General features: G+C 55.0%; 19 protein-coding genes and 1 pseudogene. 8 read left to right on the top strand and 12 right to left on the bottom strand.

Annotation, left to right across the window (positions count from 1 at the left end; translation table 11 throughout):
• The first annotated feature begins 299 nt into the window (after positions 1–299).
• A complete protein-coding gene (locus HPC62_RS23775; RefSeq protein ID WP_228721656.1) occupies positions 300–1,037 on the top strand; it encodes a hypothetical protein in 738 nt (245 codons plus the stop codon).
• 16 nt (positions 1,038–1,053) lie between these two features.
• Here HPC62_RS23775 and HPC62_RS19085 read toward each other — a convergent pair whose 3' ends face one another.
• Positions 1,054–1,344 carry a DUF2470 domain-containing protein gene (locus HPC62_RS19085; protein ID WP_172358087.1) on the bottom strand — a complete coding sequence of 97 codons (291 nt, stop codon included), beginning with the start codon at positions 1,342–1,344 and terminating at the stop codon, positions 1,054–1,056.
• Positions 1,345–2,300: 956 nt separating this feature from the next.
• On the opposite strand from HPC62_RS19085, the gene HPC62_RS19080 reads away from it, so the two are divergent.
• The 3 genes from HPC62_RS19080 to HPC62_RS19070 all read left to right on the top strand — a co-directional run bounded on the left by HPC62_RS19080 (position 2,301) and on the right by HPC62_RS19070 (position 4,456).
• Positions 2,301–2,783 carry a CYTH domain-containing protein gene (locus tag HPC62_RS19080; protein WP_172358086.1) on the top strand — a complete coding sequence of 161 codons (483 nt, stop codon included), beginning with the start codon at positions 2,301–2,303 and terminating at the stop codon, positions 2,781–2,783.
• 235 nt (positions 2,784–3,018) lie between these two features.
• A complete protein-coding gene (locus HPC62_RS19075; protein ID WP_172358085.1) occupies positions 3,019–3,915 on the top strand; it encodes a M48 family metalloprotease in 897 nt (298 codons plus the stop codon).
• Positions 3,916–4,042: 127 nt separating this feature from the next.
• The gene (locus HPC62_RS19070) at positions 4,043–4,456 is read left to right on the top strand and encodes a hypothetical protein (RefSeq protein WP_172358084.1); all 414 of its coding nucleotides are present in this window, start codon (positions 4,043–4,045) and stop codon (positions 4,454–4,456) included.
• 235 nt (positions 4,457–4,691) lie between these two features.
• On the opposite strand, the gene HPC62_RS19065 is transcribed toward HPC62_RS19070, so the two are convergent.
• The 3 genes from HPC62_RS19065 to HPC62_RS19055 all read right to left on the bottom strand — a co-directional run bounded on the left by HPC62_RS19065 (position 4,692) and on the right by HPC62_RS19055 (position 6,932).
• Complete coding sequence (locus tag HPC62_RS19065) at positions 4,692–4,949, bottom strand: GlsB/YeaQ/YmgE family stress response membrane protein (protein WP_172358083.1); 258 nt, start codon at positions 4,947–4,949, stop codon at positions 4,692–4,694.
• A 431-nt stretch (positions 4,950–5,380) separates the two neighbouring features.
• Positions 5,381–6,076, bottom strand: coding sequence for a DUF2834 domain-containing protein (locus HPC62_RS19060; RefSeq protein WP_205371447.1), 696 nt, complete (start codon positions 6,074–6,076; stop codon positions 5,381–5,383).
• Positions 6,077–6,272: 196 nt separating this feature from the next.
• Positions 6,273–6,932: a DUF4230 domain-containing protein gene (locus HPC62_RS19055; protein ID WP_172358082.1), complete on the bottom strand. Its 660-nt coding sequence runs from the start codon at positions 6,930–6,932 to the stop codon at positions 6,273–6,275.
• Between the two features lie 418 nt (positions 6,933–7,350).
• Between HPC62_RS19055 and HPC62_RS19050 the strand changes: the two genes are divergently transcribed.
• Positions 7,351–8,325 carry a transposase gene (locus tag HPC62_RS19050; protein ID WP_172358810.1) on the top strand — a complete coding sequence of 325 codons (975 nt, stop codon included), beginning with the start codon at positions 7,351–7,353 and terminating at the stop codon, positions 8,323–8,325.
• A 65-nt stretch (positions 8,326–8,390) separates the two neighbouring features.
• On the opposite strand, the gene HPC62_RS24235 is transcribed toward HPC62_RS19050, so the two are convergent.
• The 8 genes and pseudogenes from HPC62_RS24235 to HPC62_RS19010 form a co-directional block, all read right to left on the bottom strand.
• Complete coding sequence (locus tag HPC62_RS24235; RefSeq protein WP_172359050.1) at positions 8,391–9,041, bottom strand: pentapeptide repeat-containing protein; 651 nt, start codon at positions 9,039–9,041, stop codon at positions 8,391–8,393.
• Positions 9,042–9,239: 198 nt separating this feature from the next.
• A pseudogene (locus HPC62_RS24230) lies at positions 9,240–9,440 on the bottom strand (DUF433 domain-containing protein); the annotation flags it as partial.
• A gap of 40 nt (positions 9,441–9,480) precedes the next feature.
• A complete protein-coding gene (locus HPC62_RS19035; RefSeq protein WP_172358081.1) occupies positions 9,481–11,538 on the bottom strand; it encodes a chloride channel protein in 2,058 nt (685 codons plus the stop codon).
• Between the two features lie 112 nt (positions 11,539–11,650).
• On the bottom strand, positions 11,651–12,064 hold the full coding sequence (locus HPC62_RS19030) for a peptide chain release factor 1 (RefSeq protein WP_172358080.1): 414 nt from the start codon (positions 12,062–12,064) through the stop codon (positions 11,651–11,653).
• Between the two features lie 138 nt (positions 12,065–12,202).
• Positions 12,203–13,375 (bottom strand): 1-deoxy-D-xylulose-5-phosphate reductoisomerase, encoded by a 1,173-nt coding sequence (locus HPC62_RS19025; RefSeq protein WP_172358079.1) that lies wholly within the window; start codon positions 13,373–13,375, stop codon positions 12,203–12,205.
• 109 nt (positions 13,376–13,484) lie between these two features.
• Positions 13,485–13,844: a type II toxin-antitoxin system HicB family antitoxin gene (locus HPC62_RS19020; protein WP_216655287.1), complete on the bottom strand. Its 360-nt coding sequence runs from the start codon at positions 13,842–13,844 to the stop codon at positions 13,485–13,487.
• A 590-nt stretch (positions 13,845–14,434) separates the two neighbouring features.
• Positions 14,435–17,179, bottom strand: a complete 2,745-nt coding sequence (locus tag HPC62_RS24015; protein WP_267313417.1) for a hypothetical protein — start codon at positions 17,177–17,179, stop codon at positions 14,435–14,437.
• 580 nt (positions 17,180–17,759) lie between these two features.
• The gene (locus HPC62_RS19010; protein ID WP_205369888.1) at positions 17,760–18,530 is read right to left on the bottom strand and encodes a type II toxin-antitoxin system HicB family antitoxin; all 771 of its coding nucleotides are present in this window, start codon (positions 18,528–18,530) and stop codon (positions 17,760–17,762) included.
• Positions 18,531–19,598: 1,068 nt separating this feature from the next.
• Here HPC62_RS19010 and HPC62_RS19005 point away from each other — a divergent pair.
• The 3 genes from HPC62_RS19005 to HPC62_RS18995 all read left to right on the top strand — a co-directional run bounded on the left by HPC62_RS19005 (position 19,599) and on the right by HPC62_RS18995 (position 23,532).
• Complete coding sequence (locus tag HPC62_RS19005) at positions 19,599–20,156, top strand: hypothetical protein (protein WP_172358078.1); 558 nt, start codon at positions 19,599–19,601, stop codon at positions 20,154–20,156.
• A gap of 140 nt (positions 20,157–20,296) precedes the next feature.
• Entirely contained in the window at positions 20,297–20,914 is a 618-nt protein-coding gene (locus tag HPC62_RS19000; protein ID WP_172358077.1) for a pseudouridine synthase, read from the top strand.
• Positions 20,915–21,108: 194 nt separating this feature from the next.
• Positions 21,109–23,532 carry a serine/threonine phosphatase gene (locus HPC62_RS18995; RefSeq protein WP_172358076.1) on the top strand — a complete coding sequence of 808 codons (2,424 nt, stop codon included), beginning with the start codon at positions 21,109–21,111 and terminating at the stop codon, positions 23,530–23,532.
• The last annotated feature ends 5 nt before the right edge of the window (positions 23,533–23,537 follow it).

Below are 23,537 nucleotides of genomic sequence, written 5' to 3'. Positions count from 1 at the left end.
TGCCAGCGGAGAGGTGCCGATCGCAACGGTGGAACAATCTACTCTTCTTGACATCTTTGAAGTTTGTTGGCTGATCTGCGATCGCCCGGCCAATCCGGCGCGATTGAGGATTATGAGGACTTTTCAGGAGAGTTGGCTGGACAGCGCTAACGCAACTTTACGAGAGGTTTAAATTGTCGCATCCAACTTTTACTGGGGCTTTATAAAGCCATTGTGGGTTCCGATGCGTTCTGGATTTGCTGCCCTTAGAATTAACTCTAGATACGGACTGCCGTCTGTCCTCAGAGCTTCGTGGGAACATGCTAGATACCGCTAAAGGGAACCGTCAAGATTCTGCTCGTCAAGAGTCTGCTGCTATCAGCGATCGCGATTTACACCATTCATCCCCTCGCCTGACAACTCAGCAGAATGGGTTGCTGGATCATGCGGAGATTTCTCAGCCTATTGCGAAGGGCGATCGCACAAATCCCACAGGTTCAGACTATTCTTCTAAAGAGAGTCTCCAATCGTCCTCTGGCTTGGCCTCGGCTGAGCGATCCCCTAACGAATCCGCTGCAAACACCTCCGTGCAAATTATTGACTGCACAAATCCAGACGAGCTTTTGCGCTACATCCAAGAAGGGCGCGTGCTTGCGGTCAATAAGCGCAGGCGCAACGGACTCGTTCTCTACAAACAGTTCCATGCTGAGTTCGCTGGGCCTGGTGCAGCGGTCGGCGGCGTGTTTGATGCAGACTGCAAGAAGGTGATCCCGGTGGGCAACTTGTCGCTGGTGGCTCCAGAAACCCACGAAGAGCGCCAAGAAGCGTACCTAATTCGGCGACAGTGGATTCGCCTGACGCAGCAGTTCACCGACACCTCCGAGGCGATTCAGCGGGCCAAAAAGATTTTGAACCAGTTTGAAACCTACTTCGACGCGCCTACTATTGCTCGCATTCCTGACGAATCCTTCGCGCTGATGGTCGGTGTCATGCCCAACACCGTTCGCCTGGCCCGCCGCCCCCCGGCTGGCAAAGTCAGCGTTAAGGTGCGGGGCTAGCAGGCGCAGTGCCCCCTCATTCTCCGGGTGTCTGCGATCGCGCTTGGCGCACCATTGCAATCAGCGTTTGATGCGCGTCTTCCGAGTCTTGCAGCGGATGGTCAAAGGTGACGCGCACGGGGGTTGCTGTCCCGGCTTGTTCCGCTTCTAGCGTCATGCCCTCCGGGTCAATCGACACCATTTTCGCCGCCGTGGCCGCCACTGCCCCGCCGTAGACCTTGGCATAGAGCAACACCGCGTCGGCGTGGTCTTCGTTCATGTGCTTGCAAATGCGCTCACTGATTGCAGGAGAGAGGATGTCGGCCATGAGAGGTTAAGGGGGTTGGAGGGTTAAAACAGTGCGTGTGGAAGCAGGAAAACCTGGCTCAAAGGTTCCTTTTTCCTCAAGGGTTCCTTGCCAGGGAGGTTTGAGGGAATTGGCTTGCCGCCAATAGATTAAGGCATAGATTTAATTGAAGACGCAGACAAGCTAAGAGGGTGTTTGAAAAGGTATTGCCTGTAATGTTAAGCACTCAGAGATCCCCCCCTTAAGCCCCCCTTAAAAAGGGGGGAAAACCGCCTTAAAGTCACCCTTTTTAAGGGGGATTCAGAGCTAATTTGTAAAGGAGCCTGAAAGCCTTGTTAATCAAGGATTTCCGAGAAACCGCTTTTCCTGGGCAAGCATGACCTCAAAGCCACACATGCCAAGAGTTTCAGGCTTCTTAAGATTTGCTTCATAAATTAGCTCTCAGGGGGATCTTGCACGCTTTGCTACAAACAGTAGGACTTTTCAAACATCCTCTAAGACGCAGACAAGCCATCCCCCAAAAAGAATATACCCAGCCGAAACAGGCTACTGGCAATAAACGCCAACAGCATGAACATAATCACCACATTCACCACGTTGCGAACAGACTGCATAAGCGTTCCACCCCTCACATAGGGTGCGTAGACGTTGGACTTTAATCAGGATTCAGGAGTTCGGGTTCAAGGTTCAATCGCGGGGTTTGGATGGTTTCCAAGTTCTTTCCAGCAAACCTCTAGCGACCGATCCTCCTTTATAACCCTATCAAGTTTGCGTCCCCAGCGTAATCTGAACAACCCAAGGCCAATCTTTGGTTGTGATAGAACCTGTGCAGGCATTTCGTGGGCTGCTTCCGAGTCTGCGTTCTGGGTTTCAACGTAGACTACCTGGTGGTTCCGGGATCACTGCTGCCCATGAAGTCGCTGGACGCGAGACCGAACCCTGGCTCCAAAATTAGTAATCTCAAACCCAAAATCGATATGGCGCAGGAAATCGAGCGAAAATTTCTCGTGGTGGGCGATCGCTGGCGTGGGCTGGCGGAAGGCACAACCTATCGCCAGGGCTATCTGCTGTCGGGGGCAGGGCGGACGGTGCGGGTGCGGATTGCAGGAACGCGGGGCTTTTTGACGATTAAGGGCGCGACGGAAGGAGTATCGCGCAGCGAGTTTGAGTATGAAATTCCCCTGGCGGATGCGGAAGAATTGCTGAATACCCTGTGCGATCGCCCGCTGATCGAGAAAACTCGCTACAAAATTCCCTACGAAGGGCTGATTTGGGAAGTGGACGAGTTTTGGGGCGACAACGACGGGCTAATTGTTGCCGAAGTGGAACTCTCTAGCCCCGACCAGACGGTGCAACTTCCCGACTGGATTGGCGAAGAAGTCTCCCACGACCCGCGCTATTTCAACGCGGCGCTAGTGAAGCATCCCTACCGCCAGTGGCACTCCGCTCCAGAATCGTGATCCTTTTTCCTCCAAATCTAACCACTCACGACTTACGCACTTGCGATCATCTCTTTGGGGTTTGGACAATTTCTCGCGGACTGCGCCCGCGAGAAATTGTCCAACTGCGTAAGTCCTAACACTGCCCAATACGGAAAACCGCCCCAACTTTAACGGTTTTTTCCTCACGATTGGCGATCCCCGACTCGTACAATTTGAGTGCAAAATAGCGGGTGAGTTGCGATAGGAGCCGGATATGAACCAAGTAAAAACCCTGGCGCTGTTGAGCCTGTTGAGTGGGCTGCTGGTTGGCATTGGCTGGATGCTGGGTGGTTCCAGCGGGGCGCTGATTGGACTAGCGATCGCCGCCTTTACAAACCTGATGTCCTGGTATTCGTCGGATAAGATTGCGCTGGCTGCCTATCAGGCCCAACCGATTACTGAAGCCGAAGCACCGGGGCTATATGCAATGGTGCGGCGGTTGTGTGAGCGGGCAGACCTGCCGATGCCTCGGATCTTTGTCATTCCCTCTCCAGGAGCCAACGCCTTTGCCACCGGGCGCGACCCAGAACATGCGGCGATCGCCGTTACGCAGGGCATCGTGCAAATGCTCACAGAGCCGGAGCTAGAAGCCGTCATTGCCCACGAACTCAGCCATGTCCGCAACCGCGACACGCTGACCCAAGCTGTAGCTGCAACGGTTGCTGGGGCAATCTCCTGGCTGGCGCAGATGATGCAGTACAGCTTGATGTTTGGCGGCATGGGCAGTCGCGACGAGCGTGAGGGCGGCGGCAATCCCCTGGGCCTGCTGTTCACCGTTCTTCTAGCGCCGCTGGCCGCCAGCGTAATTCAGATGGCGATTTCTCGCACCCGCGAGTTTGAAGCCGACGCTGGCTCTGCCCGGATGACGGGCAATCCCCGTGCCTTGGTGAGCGCGCTGCAAAAGCTGGAGGCAAGCGCCCGACAAATGCCGCTGCGGACCAATCCTGCGTTCGAGCCACTGCTGATTATGAACGCCATTCCTCAACAATTTCTCTCCAGCCTCTTTTCGACCCATCCAACCACCGAAGCCCGCATCGAAAATCTGCTGCGGGTCGAGCAAGAGCTTTTGGCGGCAGGAGACTCGGCAACGCTGAAGTCGTCTGGACTCTAACGTTTCGCTGAGGCTGTCATTTCCTAAGACTGTCATTTCCTGAGGCTGTCATTTCCTGAGACTGTCATTTGAGCCTGCCGCAATCCGACTCTCCCGCTATAGTTTTAGGTTTTTAGGAGGCAACGCGATGAGCTTTGATCCAAATTCACCGAACGGGTCTGACCAAGAGCCAATCGTCCTGGAAGCGCGACCCGCTACGGGCGACCACGGCTCTGCCTTGGAAGGGCTGGATGAAATTCAGCGAGAAACCAAGGCGCTGATTGATGCCATTACGCACCGCGCCCAACAGGAAGCCCGTTCCGCAGGGGAGTTTACCCGCGAAACCTATCTCAAGGTGGTGCGCCAGGCCCGCGAGGCCGTTGAGAAAAACCAGCTTTTCAAGCCTGATGAATTGGAGCAGTCGATCGACTCGATTCAAAAGGAAGCGGAGAAAAACTGGAATGCGCTGGTGAGCGAGGTCAACGAACTGGGCGATCGCCTTTCGGAGGCGGCCAAAGCTGCCTGGGAAAAGCTGATGGAAGACCAAACGCCAAAGTCGTAAATCTTTCGGTTGCGCTTCGCTATCTGTTCCAGCGGCGGCATGATGTTCCCAGTCGTGCGATCGCGCAGATAGTCATACCCTTTGGGTAAATAGGGGTTCCTGCCTATTCAACTTTGAATGAATCTTTGGGAACCTCGATGGATTGAATTTGACCCGATCACAGTCTCAGATGAGACAGAAGTGAATTGCAGGAATCATATCAATTTTCGAGGTTCCCCTTGCTGTTTCAAATGAGTTAGGCAGCGCGAGTAAATACACCCCACAGGAAGATCAGCAGCATTGCCCCAATCACTGCCAGGATAATGCTGGTCAGATTCAGCCCTGTAACGGCTCCTCCCAACAGCACCGTGCCCAGCCATCCGCCCACCATTGCACCCAAAATACCCAGTAGCGTTGTGGCAAAGATGCCGCCGCCCTGCCGTCCTGGATAAATTAGCTTTGCCAACGCGCCCGCGATAAAGCCCAACAACAGCCAAGTCAATAGATTAGCCATGATCTTTCTCCCACAGTTTAAAGAACAAATTAAAGAACAAATTGATCTCAACAGCCGACGAACCTACTCGGTCCGTAGAAGCGTTTAATTTCACGGAAAGCAGTGCGTTGACCCAATATTTCGGTACAACGCATAACCCGCTTTAGAGCTAATTTGTAAAGGAGCCTGAAAGCCTTGTTAATCAAGGATTTCCGAGAAACCGCTTTTCCTGGGCAAACATGACCTCAAAGCCACACATGCCAAGAGTTTCAGGCTTCTTAAGATTTGCTTCATAAATTAGCTCTTAGAAAATCAAAAACACTGCACAGGGCGATCGCTCGATATCCCCTGTTAGTTTTGCAAACTTGCTTGATATGTTGAATGTTACGAGATCACATGTCAGCAAACTTCATTCCGCAGGGATATTAAGCTGCGATCGCCCATTGTTGCAGCTATCCCTCTAGGGAGACTTCCGGGGCGGTTTCTGGGGCGGTTTCTGGGGCAATTTCTGAGGTGGCAAATTCGGTGGCACGGGCAAGGGGCGGGCGGATGGATAGGTAGACCAGCGGCCCCAGCAGGGGAACCAGCGCGATCGCCCAGAACCAGCGGCTTCCCAGACCCCGCCGTGCCAGATCATCGCGCAGCAGCACCGGAAACAGCGCCGACAGGGCAACAAAATCCAGGCTCATGACGTGAATAAACTTGCTGGTTTGCCACTGCTGCACAAAATCAGCCCAGTTGCCCTGGGTGAAGCCGTAGACCAGCAGGGCGATCGCCCCCAATAGCAGCACGCGCCCCGTCCAGACGGAATCCAAGATGCGAATCAGCCAGGACGTTTCGCCGATAAAAGTGGGATTCGGCTTTCGCAGTGCCAGATAGGGCAACAGGGCAAACGCACCTACGGCAAAGCTACCCGCCGCAAAGGGAAACGCCCGCACCCGCTGCCCGCGCCCGTCGGCATACAGCACCGCGCTATAGATCAGCGGCCAGATGCCCATTAGATTAAACAGCGCAATAATCAGGGGATTGATGCCATCCCACTGGCCCGTTGAGAGGTTCTGAATCAGGCTAAGCGTTTCGGGGCGATCGGGCGGCGCGAGGAAGGCGGCGTAGGCAATAAAGCCGAGCCAGATAAGCCAATACAGCATGTTGGGGGTTGGGTGGCGACGCGATGTTGGAACGATAACGAACGGTCTACTGCCCTTGTGCCACAGGTGAGCGAGAAAAAGCAAGCGGCATAGGGGAGAAATAAACAAGCTGGAGAGGGCGATCGCCCCATCCAGCCTGCCCGGTTTATTCATGCCGGTTTATTCACGATTGATTCAAGCTAAGGCGGCTGCAACGCTAGGCGGCGCAGTTTCCAGACTCCACTTCAACCGTCACGGTATTAAATCCAGCTTTATTCAGAATCGTCCTGATCTGCTCTTTGGCGCTGCTATTGGCGGCTTTGAACAGGTTGCCGCTGCACGCTTTTTCGCGAATGATGGCGAGTGCTTCGTGCTGCGCTTCTTCGTATAGATCGGCGGTCGCCGCGGGGCCAAACCACGAGCGGTAGTCGTCGATTTTTGAACTCCGCGCAATGTCGAGATTGATGTTCAAAATCTGAGGAGCGGGCAATTCGGCTTTGATGACGCGATTCTTGAAGTCGAGATCTGAAACCACCAAGTCTTTCAGGTTAAAGCCTGCCTGCACCGTGCCCACGCCTTCATAGATCAGGCTGGTTTTTCCAATAGGAATGCCCAACTTTTTGGCGACTTCTTCCACCTTGACCGTAGCATAGCTGTCCGTCGTGGCGGCCACAAACTCGCTGGCATTTTCCACACCGCTAAAGATCAGGTTTCGCACGCTTTCAGTCGTCATGATCTGGGCTGGACGGAACAGCGAAAACAGCAGCATCGCCAACACTGCAAGACCCACCAGCCCCGCGCCGATGTAAACCTTCGCGCGATCGCCCAATCGCTCCACGACCCCTTGAGCCATTTTCAAAATACCCAACGAATTCATGTTTGCTCCTTTAGCGTCTTGATTCGGATCGTGACCTCTGTTTTTCAAGCGTGAAGCCAACAGGTGATGCCAGTTCTCAATGAAGCACCACTATCTTTTATAGTCACACTTCTATAGTCACACTATTCGCACTTCTATAATCACAAGCGTTTTCGAGCTTCGTCATCCAGGAAATCACAAAGATTTTGAAAATCAAACCATGACTGATAACAACCAGTCCAGACCAAATCGCTTTAGCCCCTCGGATTAGCTCTCTTTGGCAATCCATATTCGGCAATAAAGCAATCACATACTTATGAATGTTTATGAATAAGCTGTTTATGAATAGACTCAGAAGTGTTGAAAGATAGCTCAACATACAAAAAATAGGGGCAGAATATTGTATTCTAGCCCCCAGCAAACAAAAACAATGTTTAAGATGCTAGTGTCATTTCCTGCGCTTGTCAAACCGATACTCAAGCAGTTGTGCCCACATAACTATCCTGTTTTGAACTCTCGCTTATTCTTTGAAATCTGGTTGACCTTCGTTTTAGACCAGGGTTTAACGAGCATGAGAAGCCTGTTTTATCGTCTCAACAAAGCAGGAATCAAGGTTGATATTTCCACCTTTTCTAAAGCCTGCAAGACTCGACAGGATGAACACTTTTGTCGCATCTACGCTGAGCTCATAAGACAGCTAAAACAAAAAAATCCAGCGACAGCACAGATGCTGTTTTCCATTGATTCAACGGTCATCACATTGACAAGCAAGTTGTTCTGGATGCAAGGCTATCATCAAGTCAAATTGCTTAATGGAGTCAACTTAACGCAAGGTAATCCCAGTGAATGCCTGATTCATTTTGGTCAAGGACATGACGCAAAATTTGCTGACAGAGTGACAGGAATGATTCCTGAAGATGCCATCGGCGTCATGGATAGAGGCTTTGCCAGTTGGGATTTCCTTGACCAATTAAGCCAGGATCAGACTCGCTTTGTTGTCCGCCTTAAGAACACGATGAAGACCGAGTTTGAGCATGAGCGATATCGAGTGGTTTGGTTTTGTGACTTAGAGAGCCAAACGGAGTTTCGGCTGGCGACCAATGTAGAACTGATGACGAATGAAGAGATTAGTGAAGTCTATCGCCATCGGTGGCAGATAGAAGTGCTGTGGAAGTTTCTAAAGATGCACTTGAAGCTAGATAAACTAATCTCTAAGAGTGTCAATGGAGTCACCATTCAAATCTACATGGTGTTGATTGCCTATCTGATTCTGCAATTGATAGAAATTCCAGAGTTTTATGGTCATCAATTACTAGATAAGTTGCGCTATTTGCAACTTGAATTGAGTCGTCGTTGTTCGATTGTCCATTGGAGCTACGATCTGCTGCCAGAGACACTCGTAGGAGCTTCGTAGGGTTGAATGTAAAGTTTTATGTCTCAATTCAACACTTCTGGAATAGACTGTTTATGAATAGACTGCTAGGGAAGCGGTTTCATTCCGGCGGATTCTGGATCAAAGCCTTCTGGAAATTGAGTCGGGCAGGGATAAATGGGCGGATAGGTAATATCTACACACAAACTCCTGGACGTTTTTTCGTCAGAATAAAAGGCTCCTTGAAAGTTGGTTTCATCCAGTCTTGTCCCCTGTAGATTGGCTGCGCCCAACTTTGCCCCTCTCAAATTCGCTTCTTCCAAATTTGCCCCCTGCAAGTTGGCTCCCCATAGAACTGCGCCTTCCAAATTCGCTTCAACCAAGCTGGCTTTGGGTAGCTGAATTCCGGCTAGGTAGGCCTTTGCCAAGTCCACCCCGTCCAAGCTTTCCGGTTCCCACTTGGAACAGAGCCAATCTTCAGAGATGCAAATCCAGGGAAAATGCAAACGCCAGTTTGCCCCTGGCGAAGCATTCAGAAACTCTAGAGCCAGGATGCGTCCTCCGTTCCCGCTTTGTCCCTGGGCGTTGGTGATGGTCTGCCAAGCTGCATAAACCTGATCGTCGCGCCGCTGTTTTTCTAAGCCGATGTAACTGACGACGGCAATGATGAGACCAAGGTTACCCAATAACCCCAGCAGGCTGATTAAGGCCTGATTTTCTCCCCAGGAAAGTAGCGGCTCCCAAATCCGCTTCTCCATCCAGACAAAGGGTTTAAGCAAGGCGCTGGGCTGCGGGGCAGGCGGAGTTTGATCGATTTCTTGGGACGAAACTGGATCATCGACATGCTGCTGAGCGTTGATCGAGGTTTCGGAATAGGCGGGGCTGATGGAGTGAAGAATTGGCGAAGAGAGGGTTTCAGTTCTAGAGGCTTCAGGTCTAGAAATAGATGAACCGTAATGACTGCGATCGGCTGCAAATTCCAGGCAAGCCCTGATATCGGTTTCTGTCAGTTCTGGGAATTTATTGACAATTTCAGCGATGGATTGTCCATCGGCAAGCCAGCCCAAAACGTCATACACCGTGATACGTGTGTGGCGAATGTATGGAGTATCGCCATGCTCATCAGGCTTGATTGTGATAACACTACGATTGCTCATAGCGGAAAAATTGCGGTGGAAGGATTGCGAATGATGGATATTAGGATCTAACTTTACCAAGGCTCTCGGCATCAAGAGAGTCATCAACTGTTAGAGAATTTGGCAGAATTTGGCTCTCGATCTCGATTTTTTCCTCTGGCGGCGCGATCGCCTTTCCGTTTCGTTCTGCCAGGTCAGCCTGAAAATCTTCCGACGACTCCTCGCTGTCGCCTAGGGCTTTGGTAATGCGGGCCAGGCGGGCGGCGGTGGTAATGCTCTCTTCCGTGAGCAGGCCGATGACGTGGGTGGGGTGGTCGCGCTCGACGACGGGGATCTGGTGCAAGCCGCGAGTGCCCATGCGGGCGATCGCCTCTTTCACGGTTTCGTCGCTGTAGGCAAACAGGACATGAGTGGTGCAGAGGTCGCGGATGGGTTGCTGGAGCAGGTCGGGGGCTTCTTCAGCCTTGAGAATCAAGCGGTTGATATCGCGTAGGGTCAGGATACCCACTAGTGTTTCGTCGCCGCCCAGATAGTCTAAATTATTCAGGTGATCTACGTTATCTAGCCCGGCCAGGTTGTCCATCACTAAGGCGCAGGTGGCCCGCTGGTCGATCAGGGTGCGGGCGGCTTGTGCCAGCAGCAGGTTCGCAGACAGCTTGAGGGCGATCGGCTGCAAAGCATCGACCACCAACAGCGATGCGGGGACGGAGATTCCGGCAATTGTCTCCTCTGGGGCTTCCTGCTGTTCGCCGTCGGAGTCCATCAGTTTGGTGGGTTGCAGGGTTTCCACCAGCCAGATGCTCAGCCCCACCGCCGACATCAGCGGCAAAATGATGCGGTAGTCTTGCGTTAGCTCAAACAGCAGCAGGATGGACGTGAGCGGGGCGCGGACGCTGCCTGCTAGCACTGCTGCCATGCCCACCATCGCATAGGCCGGCGGCGAGGCCATATAGGGATGCAGCACGGGCAGGGCGATCGCCAATGTTTTGCCATACACCAACCCCAGCGACGCGCCCAAAAACAGCGCCGGGGCAAACACGCCGCCCACAAACCCGCTGCCAAAGCTCACCGCCGTCATCACCAGCTTTAGCCCCAGCAGCGCGATCACCATCCGCAGCGGAAACTGCACATCTTGCAAAATGGACTCGATGGTTTCGTAGCCCACGCCCAGAATTTGCGGAAACCACAGCGCCACAGCCCCAACCGCAATGCCACCCAGCACCGGATGCAGCGGATTGGGAATTTTCGCCAGCCATTGCGTCCCCGGCAGTTGCCCCTGAAACGCCTGCTGGGCGATCGCCATTGCCTGCCGATAGAGAATGGACACCAGACTAGCAAACACCCCCAACCCCACATACAGCGGCAGTTCTAGCAGACTCCGCACCTCATAGGCCGGCAGCGCAAAGGCAGGCTTTGCCCCCAGCCCAATCTGTGCGATCCACGCCGCCACCACCGCCGACAGCAGCACCACACTCGCCGACGACGGGGCAAACAGGCTGCCCAGCACCACTTCCAGCGCAAAGAACACCCCTGCAATCGGCGCATTAAACCCCGCCGCCAAACCCGCCGCCGCCCCCGCCCCCAGCAGCAACAACTGCCGCGCTTGCGACACCTTCAGCGCCTGCCCCAACAGCAGACTAAAATTTGCGCCAATTTCCACACTCGGACCTTCTGGCCCCAGGGACGCACCGCTGCCCAGCGATACTGCGGCCGCCACCATCTTGCTCACGGGCTTGAGCGGGGCCAGTTCCTTGCCGCCCTGTACCGTTTCCATCAGCGCCGACAGGCCCGGCCCAAAGCCCTGCACACCCCAGCGCAACCCGCCCACCAATAGCCCACCCAAAATCGGCAGCAGCGCCAGCGTCCAGTGTCCCCAAACGGACAGCACGCCCGCCACGCGCCCCAGCATGAGTTGGTTGACTAGGTGAATCAGATAGCGAAACGTAACCACGCCCAGCCCTGCACCCGTGCCAATGAGCAGCGCCAGCCCCAGCAGCCGGGAATCGGGCGTGGGTTGAAACCGGGTTAGCACCGCACTGAGGCGCAGGGGCTTGGCAGGAGCCGCGCTATCGGCTGCGTTTGGCAAAGTTGGCCCCACAGTTTGAGGAGAAGCAGGCATGGCGGCAAGTTGGGGCGAGAAGGGGCAGATCTATCTCTATTCTGTGGGATTCAGCACCAAAGGCGATCGCCCCCAAAGGCTCAATTTGCCAAACTGGTTTAGCAGCGCCAGTTTACCAGCGCCAGTGATTTTTGCCGCGCCAAAACACGCCGATAATCAAGCCCATCAATGCAGGCTGGCTGGGCGGCAGCAGCGAGGGGATGCCAGAGAGCGATCGCACCCACACCATCACCACCAAGCAAGCAATCAGCCCCCAAAGAACACCCAGGTTAATAAAAATCTGCCGCTGAAACTGATCCAGCAAATGCACCGCCAAAGCCCCCACGCCAATCGCAATGGACAGCACAATCAGCAAATCCAGCGGCGGCGAAAAGATCAGGGCATTCGTCCGCGCCACAAACGGCAGTCGAGAACCGCCCCACCACAGCAACAGTTCCACCGCAAATAGTCCAATCACGGCATAGCCCGCCGTCTGAAACAGCGGCAGCCAGGGCAGTTGCTTGATTCGGCGGAGGGGGTTGGACATAGTGAGGGAATGTTGGGCTGTGAGCGTTTTGGCGTAACGGGGACGAGCATTGCGGGTTTGGCGTGTTGAAGACGACCACTCGCGCATCCTATCCCCCCATCCCATCATCTCTGAATCTCCGCCACCCTGCATCCCCCATCACGCTACCAACCGCTGGCTCGCCGACAGCACCGCCTGCCGCGCCCACTGATCGGCTGCAAGGATGTCGTCGAGGGTGGGCTGGGGCAGATTGCGCGGATGATGGCGATCGCACGCTTGCTCAATCAGCCGGGGAATGTCGAGGAACTGGATTTTTTCCCGCAGGAACAGATCCACCGCCTGTTCATTGGCAGCGTTTAGCACGGCGGGCATAGAGCCGCCCGCCCGTCCCGCCGCGTAGGCCAGTCCCATGCAGGGATATTTCTGGTGGTCGGGGGCGCGGAAGGTAAGATCGCCGCATTTCACCAAGTCGAGTCGTTCCCACTGGGTCGGCACCCGGCCGGGATAGGACATGGCATAGAGCAGCGGCAAGCGCATATCGGGCAGCCCCAACTGTGCCAGCACGGAGGTATCTTCTAGCTCGATCAGCGAATGGATAATGCTCTGGGGATGGATGACGATTTCGATGTGGTCATAGTCCAGCCCAAATAGGAAGTGCGCCTCGATCACTTCCAACCCTTTGTTCATCAGGGTGGCAGAGTCGATGGTGATTTTACGCCCCATCGTCCAGTTGGGGTGCTTGAGCGCGTCGGCAACCTTAACAGTGGCCAACTTTTCCACCGGCAAATCGCGGAATGCGCCGCCCGATGCCGTCAGCAGGATGCGCCGCAGCCCGCCCTCTGGAACCCCTTGGAGGCACTGGAAAATGGCGGAATGTTCAGAATCTGCGGGCAATAGCTTCACGCCATGCTTTTGCACCAGCGGCAGCACGACCGGGCCGCCCGCGATCAGGGTTTCCTTGTTTGCCAGCGCAATATCTTTGCCCGCTTCGATGGCAGCAATGGTGGGCAGCAGCCCCGCACATCCCACAATCCCCGTCACCACGGCCTCGGCATCGCCATAGCGGGCGACTTCGACTACGCCATTTTCGCCCGCGAGCAGGATGGGTTGCGGCGTGAGGTCGGCGATCGCCTCTTTCACCTGGGGCAACAGCGCCGGATCACAAATTGCAGCAATTTGGGGGCGAAACTGGCGAATCTGCTGAGCCAAAAGGTCTACGTTTCGCCCCGCCGCCAGCCCCACAATCCGAAACTGGTCGGGATATTGGCTCACAATGTCCAGGGTTTGGGTGCCGATGGAGCCAGTGGAGCCAAGCAGAGTAATCGCTTTCACAATTGCTTAAGGAATGAGCAGCAACTCCACTATAAAACGCAGCGTTACCGTAAAAACGTGGCGTTACTGAGAATTCCCTAAATTCTCATGCAACCTTTAGGTACGCCCATTAAGCAAAGGGTTCCAAGCTGCGACGAGCAGCTTCAGAGAGGACATCCTGCGCCCAGGAATCAATGCTTTTGCCTGCGTGGTCGGCGGCACGGCACAAATCGGGCGTGGCTTTTAAGGCGATAGTTTTGGAATCAGGCTGAAGACCGGGGCGATTGGGTTCTTGCTGAGTTTCCTGGCAAAATTCTAGGTATACATCAATACAGCGGCGAAACTTGCGCTCTAGCTCAGCCGCAGTCTCGGCTTCAAAGGTCACGACATCCTGAATGTCGCGGACGCGACCATGCAGCACGCCGGCCTGAATATCCACCTCAATCTCTGCTGTATAGCCTTTGTATTCCAACATGTTGCGTTCCAACATCTTGCATTCCAGCATGTCGATCTTGACCCAAACCCATCATCAGCGTGATTCGTGCAGCTCAGACTCAGTAACTCAGACTCAACTGAAGCTTCTACCTTAGTTGAGAACTAGCTGCTGTGGCGTTCCTCAAAGGAGGGAATCTTGGCTCAGCCCTGGGGAGGTCGCCAAAATCAGGGCGATCGCCACAGGGCTGAAACGCAGCCGCGAGCAAGCAAAAGACTTCTGCAAGCAAACTTACAAATCTGCAAGCAAGCTTAATGAAAGAACGTTTGGGAACGAATCTATCCTAGACCGGATGAACTTTTGAAAAAGCCTATCAGGTTTCGCAATAAGATACCAAGAAGTTCGATTGCAAGATGTGCTATCACCCGCCTCTAGTCTGTTTCATCAGCAAAACGCCGAAACCCGGACAGATTCACAGCCCAACCCTCGAAATTCCTCGATGGTTCATGCTGTGGGCGATCGCCAAGTCGAGGATTCCAGGCTTTTAGGCGATTTCGATCTTAGCGCGGCAGGTCAGCAGTTGTGGGTGGAACGACTGGTATGCAGAACCAGTTGCAGGCAGAACCAGTTGCGGGCAGGACGATAGGTTAGGTCGCCGTGGCATTGCTCGTTGGATCAAACAGGTTGCTAAAGTCCAGGCTGTTGGGTTGCACATTCTGCAAAATTGCCAGTGTCCTGCTTCCATAGCGGATGAGGGTATCGCTGCCGCTGGCGCTAAAGGTCAACTGGCTAGGAGATAGGCCGCCCGTTAGTCGCAGTTTGTCTAGCCCCACCTCGAAGTCGGCGATCGCATCCACGCCCGGCCGCAGGCCCAGCACGAAGGTATCTCGCCCAGCACCGCCCACCAGCGTATCGTTGCCGATGCCGCCGTCTAGCAGATCATTGCCATCGCCGCCGCGCAGCAGGTCATCGCCACTCAGCCCCAGCAGCACATCGTTGCCGCCCATGCCATTAATCGTGTCGTTGGAGTTGTCGCGGCCTGTAACGCGGTTGTCATAGTCATTGAGGAAGGTGACAACGTTACTCCGGAAGACAGTCAGGTCTTCGCGCCAGTGGATGACATCAAAGTCATCGGCGATCGCCGTGTGTCCGTCAAACAGCAGGTTGCCGTTCCCAACAAAGTTGTCGAGGTCTTTCAGCGCAAAGTCCTTCAGGCGAATCGTGAAATCGGACGCGCCATCAAAAGTAATCAGCAGGTCAGCCCCGACCTGGGTCAGCAGCATGTTTCTTGCAGTGAACGGCGTACCCACCAGCTGAATCATATCCAGCTCATCCGGATTCGCCGCTGTAATGCTGCCTGTGCCCACGCCGCTGAAGTTCGCAATCACGACTTCGCGGCCCACCGAGACTGAGAGGGTTTCTTTTCCAGCACTCACTAGGGCTTCAGGGTGACCCAGTTGCAGCACAAAAGTCTTGTTGCCTCCTGCGCCATCCAGCATCGCAGGAGGGGGTGTCGGCGACACAGGCACATTGTCCGGCGGGTTGGGTAACTCCCCGTCGCCTGGCTGGTCGTTCTCTCTGCTACCGGGCAAACCCGATTCATCCGGCGGAGTCGGCTGGGTCGGTGGGGGCCCGTCTGCGCCGCCAGAATTGGGTGGGGGCGGCCCGATTGGCGGCTCTGGCAGATTGGGCGGAACGATGGGCGGGCTAGGAAGCTCATCGTCGCCATTTCCCAGTCCTGGCGGCTCAGGCAGTCCGTCATTGTCGCCACTGTTTCCGCTATTGCCACCATTGCTGCCACCTGGCGTATGATCACCCGGCGCGTGATTACCTGGCGTATTGTTATCCGGCGTATTGTTATCCGGCGCATTGCCACCCGGCCCATCTGGCGCATTGCCACCCGGCGCATTGCCACCCGGCGTATGATCACCTGGCGCATTATTACCTGGCACCTCACCACCGGGGGTATCGCCTGGATTACCCAAATTGGGTGGCGGTTGGGTTGGCCCTGGTGGAGGGGCAGGGGGTTCCGGGATGTTTGGGGAATCTGTTCCAGGCGGGCTATCGATGGGCGGCTGGGGAGTGTGTGGAGTTCTGGGTGATTTTGGCTGGCCGCCGCCCCCGCCGCCCCCATTGTCAGGGCTTCCCGGATCGCTACCGCCATCGTCGCTGCCAGGACTTCCCGGATCGTCGCCATCCAAATCGCCGACAACGGGATCGCCTCCTGCCCCATCCGCTCCAGGTTCGGAAAGGTCTAAGGTTGGATACTCAAAGATGGGTGGAGGGGTTGGGCGCGTCGGCTCTCCGCCATTCGTGGGGTCTAGATCGGACGCGGGCGGATCTCCGGCTCCGTCGTCGGGCCAAGTTTCGCCGTCAAGAATCGGAAACTGCGATCGCTTCCCGCCAGCTTTTGGCAGACTGGGGCTATGATCTTCGTCTGGTTCCGCAGGGATGGCGGGTTTTGGTAGAGCAGTCTCTTGAGGACGCAGCGCACCTGGGGCGATCGCCCCATCCAGCGCCCCATCTACAGCAGACCCACTTGTCTGCCCTAGTACGTGCAATGCTACGAGATCGTCAAACTTTCCGCCGCCTCTAGGTGCGTCTTCTGCTCTGACCAATCGATCCAAATTGGCCCAGCGGCGGAGCCAGTCGAGGCTTTCGGCCAGTTCCACAGGCTTGGCAGAATTCCAGCGATGCGCCTCAGTAGACAGCAGGTGGTACAACAGTAGCGCGACAAGGGCTTCGGTCTGCTCTGGTCTTTCCGAGTGAAATCGCAAAAATTGGGACGACAGCCCTGCAACGCTCAGCCCGATCCAGGGCAAAACCGATTTTGAAGCGGTGGGAGCATCGGTTTCTAGGGCCGGGCTGGACTCTTCCGCGACTGGCGTTTCGCTAGGTTCATCGACAGGGTGGGGTATTTGCTGCAACCACTTGAGGAAGTCGCTGGCCGTGTGGATCTGAATGCTGCCATCAAAATTGAAGTAGTTTCCAGGTATGAATGCAACAATGCTTAACCTATCCCGCTGGGCGATCGCCAACTCATGTGGCTTGGAATCGTGATCCTCTCCCCACTCATGCCCCTCTGGCAGCGGCACCAGGCAGAGGTTGATTTGGTCAATCAGGTCTTCAATTCGCTGTGCCAGTTCTGGATGTTGATACTCTCTGCGAATCACGTCCAAAACTCGATCTAGCCCTGGCTTTAGAACCACCACCGGGATGCGAGTGCGAATTAATTCTTGAATAATGCTGTGGGCCTGCTTTTGCAGCTCGACGATAAAAGAGTCAATCTCTGCGCTTGGATACAGGAACGCAAAAACCTCGCTAGCCAAAATCGCAGCGGGCAGGCTAGTCGAGGAAACCAGCGAAACGTGAGGGGGGCGGGCAGGACTCACGAGAAATTTCCTGAGGGGAGCTAAAACCAGTAGTAGTCTATAGGTTCATCTATTTGGGGGATGCGGCCACCTATGCCAGTAGCTTAACCGGACTAGTTCCACTCTAAAAAGTGGCACAGCTTAGAGGTTCAAACCCTGGAAAAAGCTCCACCTAGCGGGGTTGAAAGCGCTCCCTCTCAGAACTGTCTCTTCCGACTCTTGCGACTATTGCGACGATTGATAAAAGCCTGACACCAGTTGCCAGGTGTGGGCACAACGTTCAAAAAATTACTTGATCAGCCTAAAAAGATTGAAGCACCCCAAACGGCTTCTTGCATAGATGGGTCAATAGATGGGTAAACAGTTGAAGTTTTGCCAGATGAACCCGGCCAATGCTAACCCGCCCAACTGGTGCAGAGCAATCATAGCGATCGCCCCAAACTCATCCGGGTTCGAGAATCCTTGCCTTGGGTCAGCGCCTTGGGTCAGCAAGTGGGGTTCAAGCGTCAGACGTTCAAGCGTCAGAGTTCAAGCGTCAACAGAGAAGCACGGGAAAGAGATTGCCCAGGGTATCGGGCAGTTCCAATGCCAATACCACGGCTCAGGTGTTAATTACGGGTGTATTTTCAGGATGCAGCGAAAAATTAACATTCGCCGGTGCAGCAGGGTCTAGATTAATTGTTCTCAACATCTGATCTGAAATCGCCCTCAGCACAAAGGGCGGCACCTCAGCGACATCATCCGACTTGGTGAGACTTAAAAGTTTTGCCATGCCCTCTTGAACTTGAGCGCGATCAATGGCGATGCCTCGCAGAATCAGATCCAGAGACTTCATAATCTCTAGGCTGGCGTGGGGGTCTTTGCGGCTGGCGTAGGGGTTGAAGGCGCTAACCAACTGAGGGGCGATCGCTCCATCCTGGCGCAGAACCTCAGTCAACAAAACCGCAGAAGAAGTCGCAACCGCCTGCTCCAGCGGCACAGCCACAAGCTGATTGAAATGTCCGGCATTGCCCCGCTCATAGCGATAGCCCTTTAGCTCGGCATCGGCCGCTTCACTCAATACCTGATCCATCCACGCATTGATGCTCATATCAGCGCGGGCGGCGGCCAGGGAAATCTTCTTATGGGTTGCCGATGAGGTACGAAACGCAATGTTGCCTTTGAACGGTTTTTCGGGTTCCTGCCCCGTTCGCTCCATCAAACTCAAATACTGATCAACCGCGTCGTGAAAATTGCGCTTAACGTCCTTTATTTCCTTTGCCTGAAAGACGATAGCATCTCGCAAATCTAAAACCGTTCCATGAAGGACCTCAGCTTCAGGGTCGTAATCTACTTTTGCGGTGTAGCCTCGGTAATTCAGCAAAGTACTCATAACATTACTCGTTCGTGCGGGGAGGTTGTATGCCTGACGCGATCAAGAATCGACGGACTTCGATCACCATCAATGGGGCGAGGCAGGGCTGATGGTCTAGCCGATGGAAGATCGCGTTGGCTCGGCGCGTCTCACACCAGACTTGAATCCATTGACCGTCGTTGCCACCGTTTTGAAACAGCTTCGCTCCGCATACGCAAAGCAAATCCAAAACCTTCTCCCATGAAATATCAGGCCGAGGGGGGTTCTCAAAAATTGCCTGATACGTCTGCTGATGGTCGTCACTGGCCGTCATGGAGATGCACTCTGGAACCGCAAACCCAACCCCATTAACCAGAGCGAAACCTCTGGCGGATGGATTTCAGAATTTTCCATATCCTACCCTGGATATCCGATTGGGGCTTAGGGAAATCAGCCCGCTCCAGACCTAGAGTAGCGGAAATCATTGTCCTGACAAAGCTTGCTCAAATATTCAGCCAGCCGGATCGCTTCCAGAATAGGAGCCAAAAACGGGCTGCGGAACATCTAAGACGTTCTTTGAGAGGGCGGTTGTAGAGCCTGTTTTACGCTATCAAGATAAGCTATCAATGTCAAGGCGATCGCCCGTCTTTTGCTGGATCTTCAGCAGAGTGGGCGATCGCCCCATTTTATGCCTAGTTTTCATGAAGATTTCTAAACTAGATTCACAAAAAACTTTGCCCAGAATTTTTCTTGCATATTTTCCGATACCAGATTACGATATCAGTAATTCAATATCAAAAATTGATATCTAAATTCGGGATACCGGAATAGGCCGCTTCCAACGGCTGACACGATGTAGAACATCCGTCTACACCGCACAGTGTGCTGCGCCCGTTTTGCATTCCAGATCTCCATCAATTCTCGATTTTGGATTTGCGATTTTGGATTTGCGATTTTGGATTTGCGATTTTGGGTCGCCAGCCAAAGCGTCTACGGGGCTTCCAGCCATTTCATGCGTAGCTCTGCTTCGGAGAGTAGATACCACTCGCAATCCAGCGAACCCAGCGAATAACCCAGTGAACTCCACACAACGCCATGACTTGCCCAATGCTGAATTACGAAAATCATATGGAATTGCGGCTCGTGAAAGACAAGGAGCCGCCACCCCCCTCCAATGACGCTGGAAAGACTGTGGTGACCATCACCACAATTTCAATTGCCGCAAGTTTGGCGCTGAAAGTGATGCTGCCAGACATCAACATCAACCCGGCGATCGCCCTTGCCGATCCCATGCCACCCGCAGAAGAATTTCCCGCTGCCTTGCCCAATCATCCGCCGCTGTCTGTGGGTGGCCCCTCCACCTCCACGCTGGCACCAGACCCAAGCTATGGCTACGGACGTGGCTTCTTTCAAATCGTTGAGTGCGGCACAGTCTATCCGGCAGCGGCAAACTTTCGAGCTTATCCGGGGCTGGCAAACCACGGCATTCGGGGTGTCGTGCCGCATGAGGAATGGGTGCTGCTGACGGGATTGGTGAGCTACGCCGATGGTATTCTCTGGCATCAAGTGGTGAATCAGTCTCGCCTCTGGCCATCCTTCGCGCCAGGAGCCTTCAACCAGCTTGATAGAAATCAGTTGGGCTGGGTAGCGGGCTGCTTTGTTTAGCTGCTCTGCCTAGCTGCTCTGCGTAGCTGCTCTGTCTAGCTGCTCTGTCTAGCTAGTCGATCGAGTCACATTCCAGGAGCCGAAGTTCGCTAGGATCGGCTTGTCCCATCTCCGCCTGATTACACCCCTGGATCGACCGTGTGCCTCATCGCTATCTATTGTTCTACAAACCCTACGATGTGCTGACCCAGTTTGGGCAGCCTAGCGAACTGCCCGACCCTGCGCCAGCCTATCGCACGCTCAAGGACTACATCCCGGTTCCAAGGGTGTATCCAGTGGGTCGGCTAGATCGAGACAGCGAAGGACTGCTGTTGCTCACCAGCGACGGGCGCTTGCAGCATGTTTTAACGAACCCCAGGTTTCAGCATCCTCGCACCTATTGGGTGCAGGTCGAGCGATCGCCCGATGAGGCTGCCTTGCAACAACTGCGTCAGGGGGTGGTAATTCAAAACTACCGGACGCGCCCGGCCAAGGCTCGAATCTTGTCCCAGGAGCCAGAGTTGCCGCCGCGCGATCCGCCGATTCGCTTCCGCAAGACCGTGCCAACGGCGTGGCTAGAGCTAACGCTGACGGAGGGGCGCAATCGCCAGGTGCGTCGGATGACGGCGGCAGTGGGGTTTCCGACGCTGCGACTGGTGCGAGTGGCGATCGCCCATCTGCGGTTGGACGGGTTGCAGCCGGGCCAGTGGCGCGATCTCACACCTGATGAATTGGCTGAATTGGCAAGATTGTCTCCAAGATCGCGCCCACGCCCGTAGAGTTGGGGGTGCGGGTCGAGAATGGATCGTGTAACCTTTTAGTCAAGCGGCCGATTCGTCAGGTCACGAAAGCCGAGTCAGGTCGCCAAAGCCAGCTTCAACGGCAGCAGAGTGATTCAGTAGAGTGATTCAAGAGCTATTCAGTAGAGTTCCCAGTCCGGCTTGCCGCCTACGGGAGTGAAGGAAGTTCCCCCATGCTTGTTTGTCCTCAGTGCGAATTCGAGAATCCCGACAGTAACAAGTTTTGTCAGCAGTGTGGGGCTTCCCTCCAGGAAATCGCCTGCCCTGCCTGCGGGTCGTCGGTGCCCTTTGATGTGGAACTTTGCCCGACCTGCGGCGCAACGGCGGGAACGTCCTGGCGAGCCATTATTGCCGCCGTTGATGCAGCCGTCGGCTGGCCGCTCGTGTTGCCCGCCCTGCCCTACCTGGATCTGCAACATCGCTATCGGCTGCTGGAGGCGCTGTCTGCAACTTCGCTCTCTTTGGTGGGGGCTGAGGTGCGCGTACTGGACTGCCAGCCGTTTCGCCTGTCGCCGCTAGAGATGCTCTATAGCCAGAACCCCGATGCACCTGATGCGGGGCTAGCACGGAGTGATGAAGCGATCGCCCAGAGCAGCAAGAACACCATTCCGGCGATCGCCCAGACTTATCTGGATTTGCAACAGCAGCTTTATCCGTCTCTGCCCCATATTCACGATGCCTGGGAGAAGGATGGGCAAATTGTGGTGCTACTGGAAGACCGGAGCAGCCTACCTTCCTTGGCAGAACTGGGCGCGTCGGAGGTGCTGCCTCTGTTCCAGATTCTCCACCTGCTCCACCAGATGACGGAACTGTGGAACGCACTGCAACCCGTGGGCTATGCCCAGAGCTTGCTAGAACTCAATAACCTGAAGGTCGATGAAGATCAGTTGCTCTATCTTCAGCGGCTTTATCAGGATAAACCCGACGCGTCCCCCCAGCTCCGCGACCTGGGCCGCGTTTGGAAACTCCTGTTGCAGCAACAGCCCAGCCACGAAAATCTGAATCCCCTGGTGCAGGTCTGTCAGGATTTGGAACTGGGCACAATCGCCACAGTGGATGTGTTGCAGCACTGCCTCAGCATGATTGCGGATCTGTTGCAGGGAGAGCAGGAATTGCCTGATGCAGGGGCGATCGCCCTCGATGCGACTACAGAGGCGATCGCCCTCGATAAGCCTGAAGCGGCTGACGAAACGGCCCCTGATTTGCAAGCACCTGATTTGCAAGCAGATGATATACAGGCAGAAGATACGATCGTGCTTCCCCCTGCGCTTTCCGCAAAGGACACCGCGCCGGCCGACGCTGCATCTGCCAATCATCCCAATCGCCCCCTCGATCCGACAGCGGTATTGCTCGGTGGGGTTACCGCCAGCCTCCTTGACACAGCCCCTCCGAAGTCAGCCACAGACGAACCCATCACCGGTGAGCGAATCCCGTCCGAACTGATTACGGGCGAACCAGTTACAGACGAACCCATCACCGCAGAACTCGTCGCGTCGGAACCCGCCGCAGAACCTGCCGCAATGGAAGCGGAACCCATCACCGCAGAATCTGCTGCTGCCAACCCTGCGCCGGCCCCGGCGACCAACTCAGAAGCCTTGCCGATGTCTGATTCGGCTGAATCGGAAACAACGGAGATTCTTTTTCCCACGGTGTCGCGGATGGCAGATATCAGCGTGTCGTCCAGCCCCACCCGCCTAGAGTTGGGCAGTCCCGACGAAGACAGCGAGACCGAAGGCGACGACCTGCCAACGGTGGTGCTGCCGATGAAGCTGATTGGGCTGGAAGATGCAGGACGGAGCGACATTGGCCGCCAGCGAGAACACAACGAAGACTATTACGCCATCCAGGTGGACGTGAAAAAGCTGGAAAGCCAGAACGGGCGATCGCTCAAGGCGAAAGGGCTATACATTCTCTGCGATGGCATGGGTGGCCACGCCAGTGGCGAGGTGGCCAGCGCCCTGGCTGCCAGTACGCTCCAGCAGTATTTTCAAGATCACTGGAAGGATGGACTGCCCAGCGAGGCAACCATTCGAGATGGCATTTTGCTGGCAAACAAGGCGATTTACACGCTGAACCAGGAAAATGCCAGTTCGGGCAGCGGTCGCATGGGTACAACTTTAGTCCTGGCGCTCATCCAGGACACCGAAGCGGCGATCGCCCATGTGGGAGACAGCCGCCTCTATCGCTACAGTCGCCGTCGTGGGCTGGAGCAGCTGACGGTAGATCATGAGGTGGGGCAGCGAGAGATTCAGCGGGGTGTGGAGCCTGCGATCGCCTACGGTCGCCCCGATGCCTACCAGCTAACCCAAGCCCTCGGCCCGCGAGACGAGCATTTCGTCAATCCCGATGTGCAGTTTGTCGAACTGACTGAGGATTTGCTGCTGCTGCTGTGTTCCGACGGGCTGACCGATAATGACCTGCTGGAAACCCATGTCGAGAGCCACCTCGACCCAATGCTCGACGGGCAGGTGAGCCTAGATAACGGTGTGAACATGCTCATCGACCTGGCAAATCAGCATAATGGCCATGACAACATCACGGCGATCGCCATCCATGCCCGCGTGCGTCCAAATCTAGACCTGATGAAGCGCGGATAGGCGAT

This window comes from Thermoleptolyngbya sichuanensis A183 (assembly GCF_013177315.1).
Lineage (GTDB): Bacteria > Cyanobacteriota > Cyanobacteriia > Elainellales > Elainellaceae > Thermoleptolyngbya > Thermoleptolyngbya sichuanensis.
Note: the sequence above shows the minus strand (reverse complement) of the source record. Positions and strands in the feature narration are given on the sequence as shown.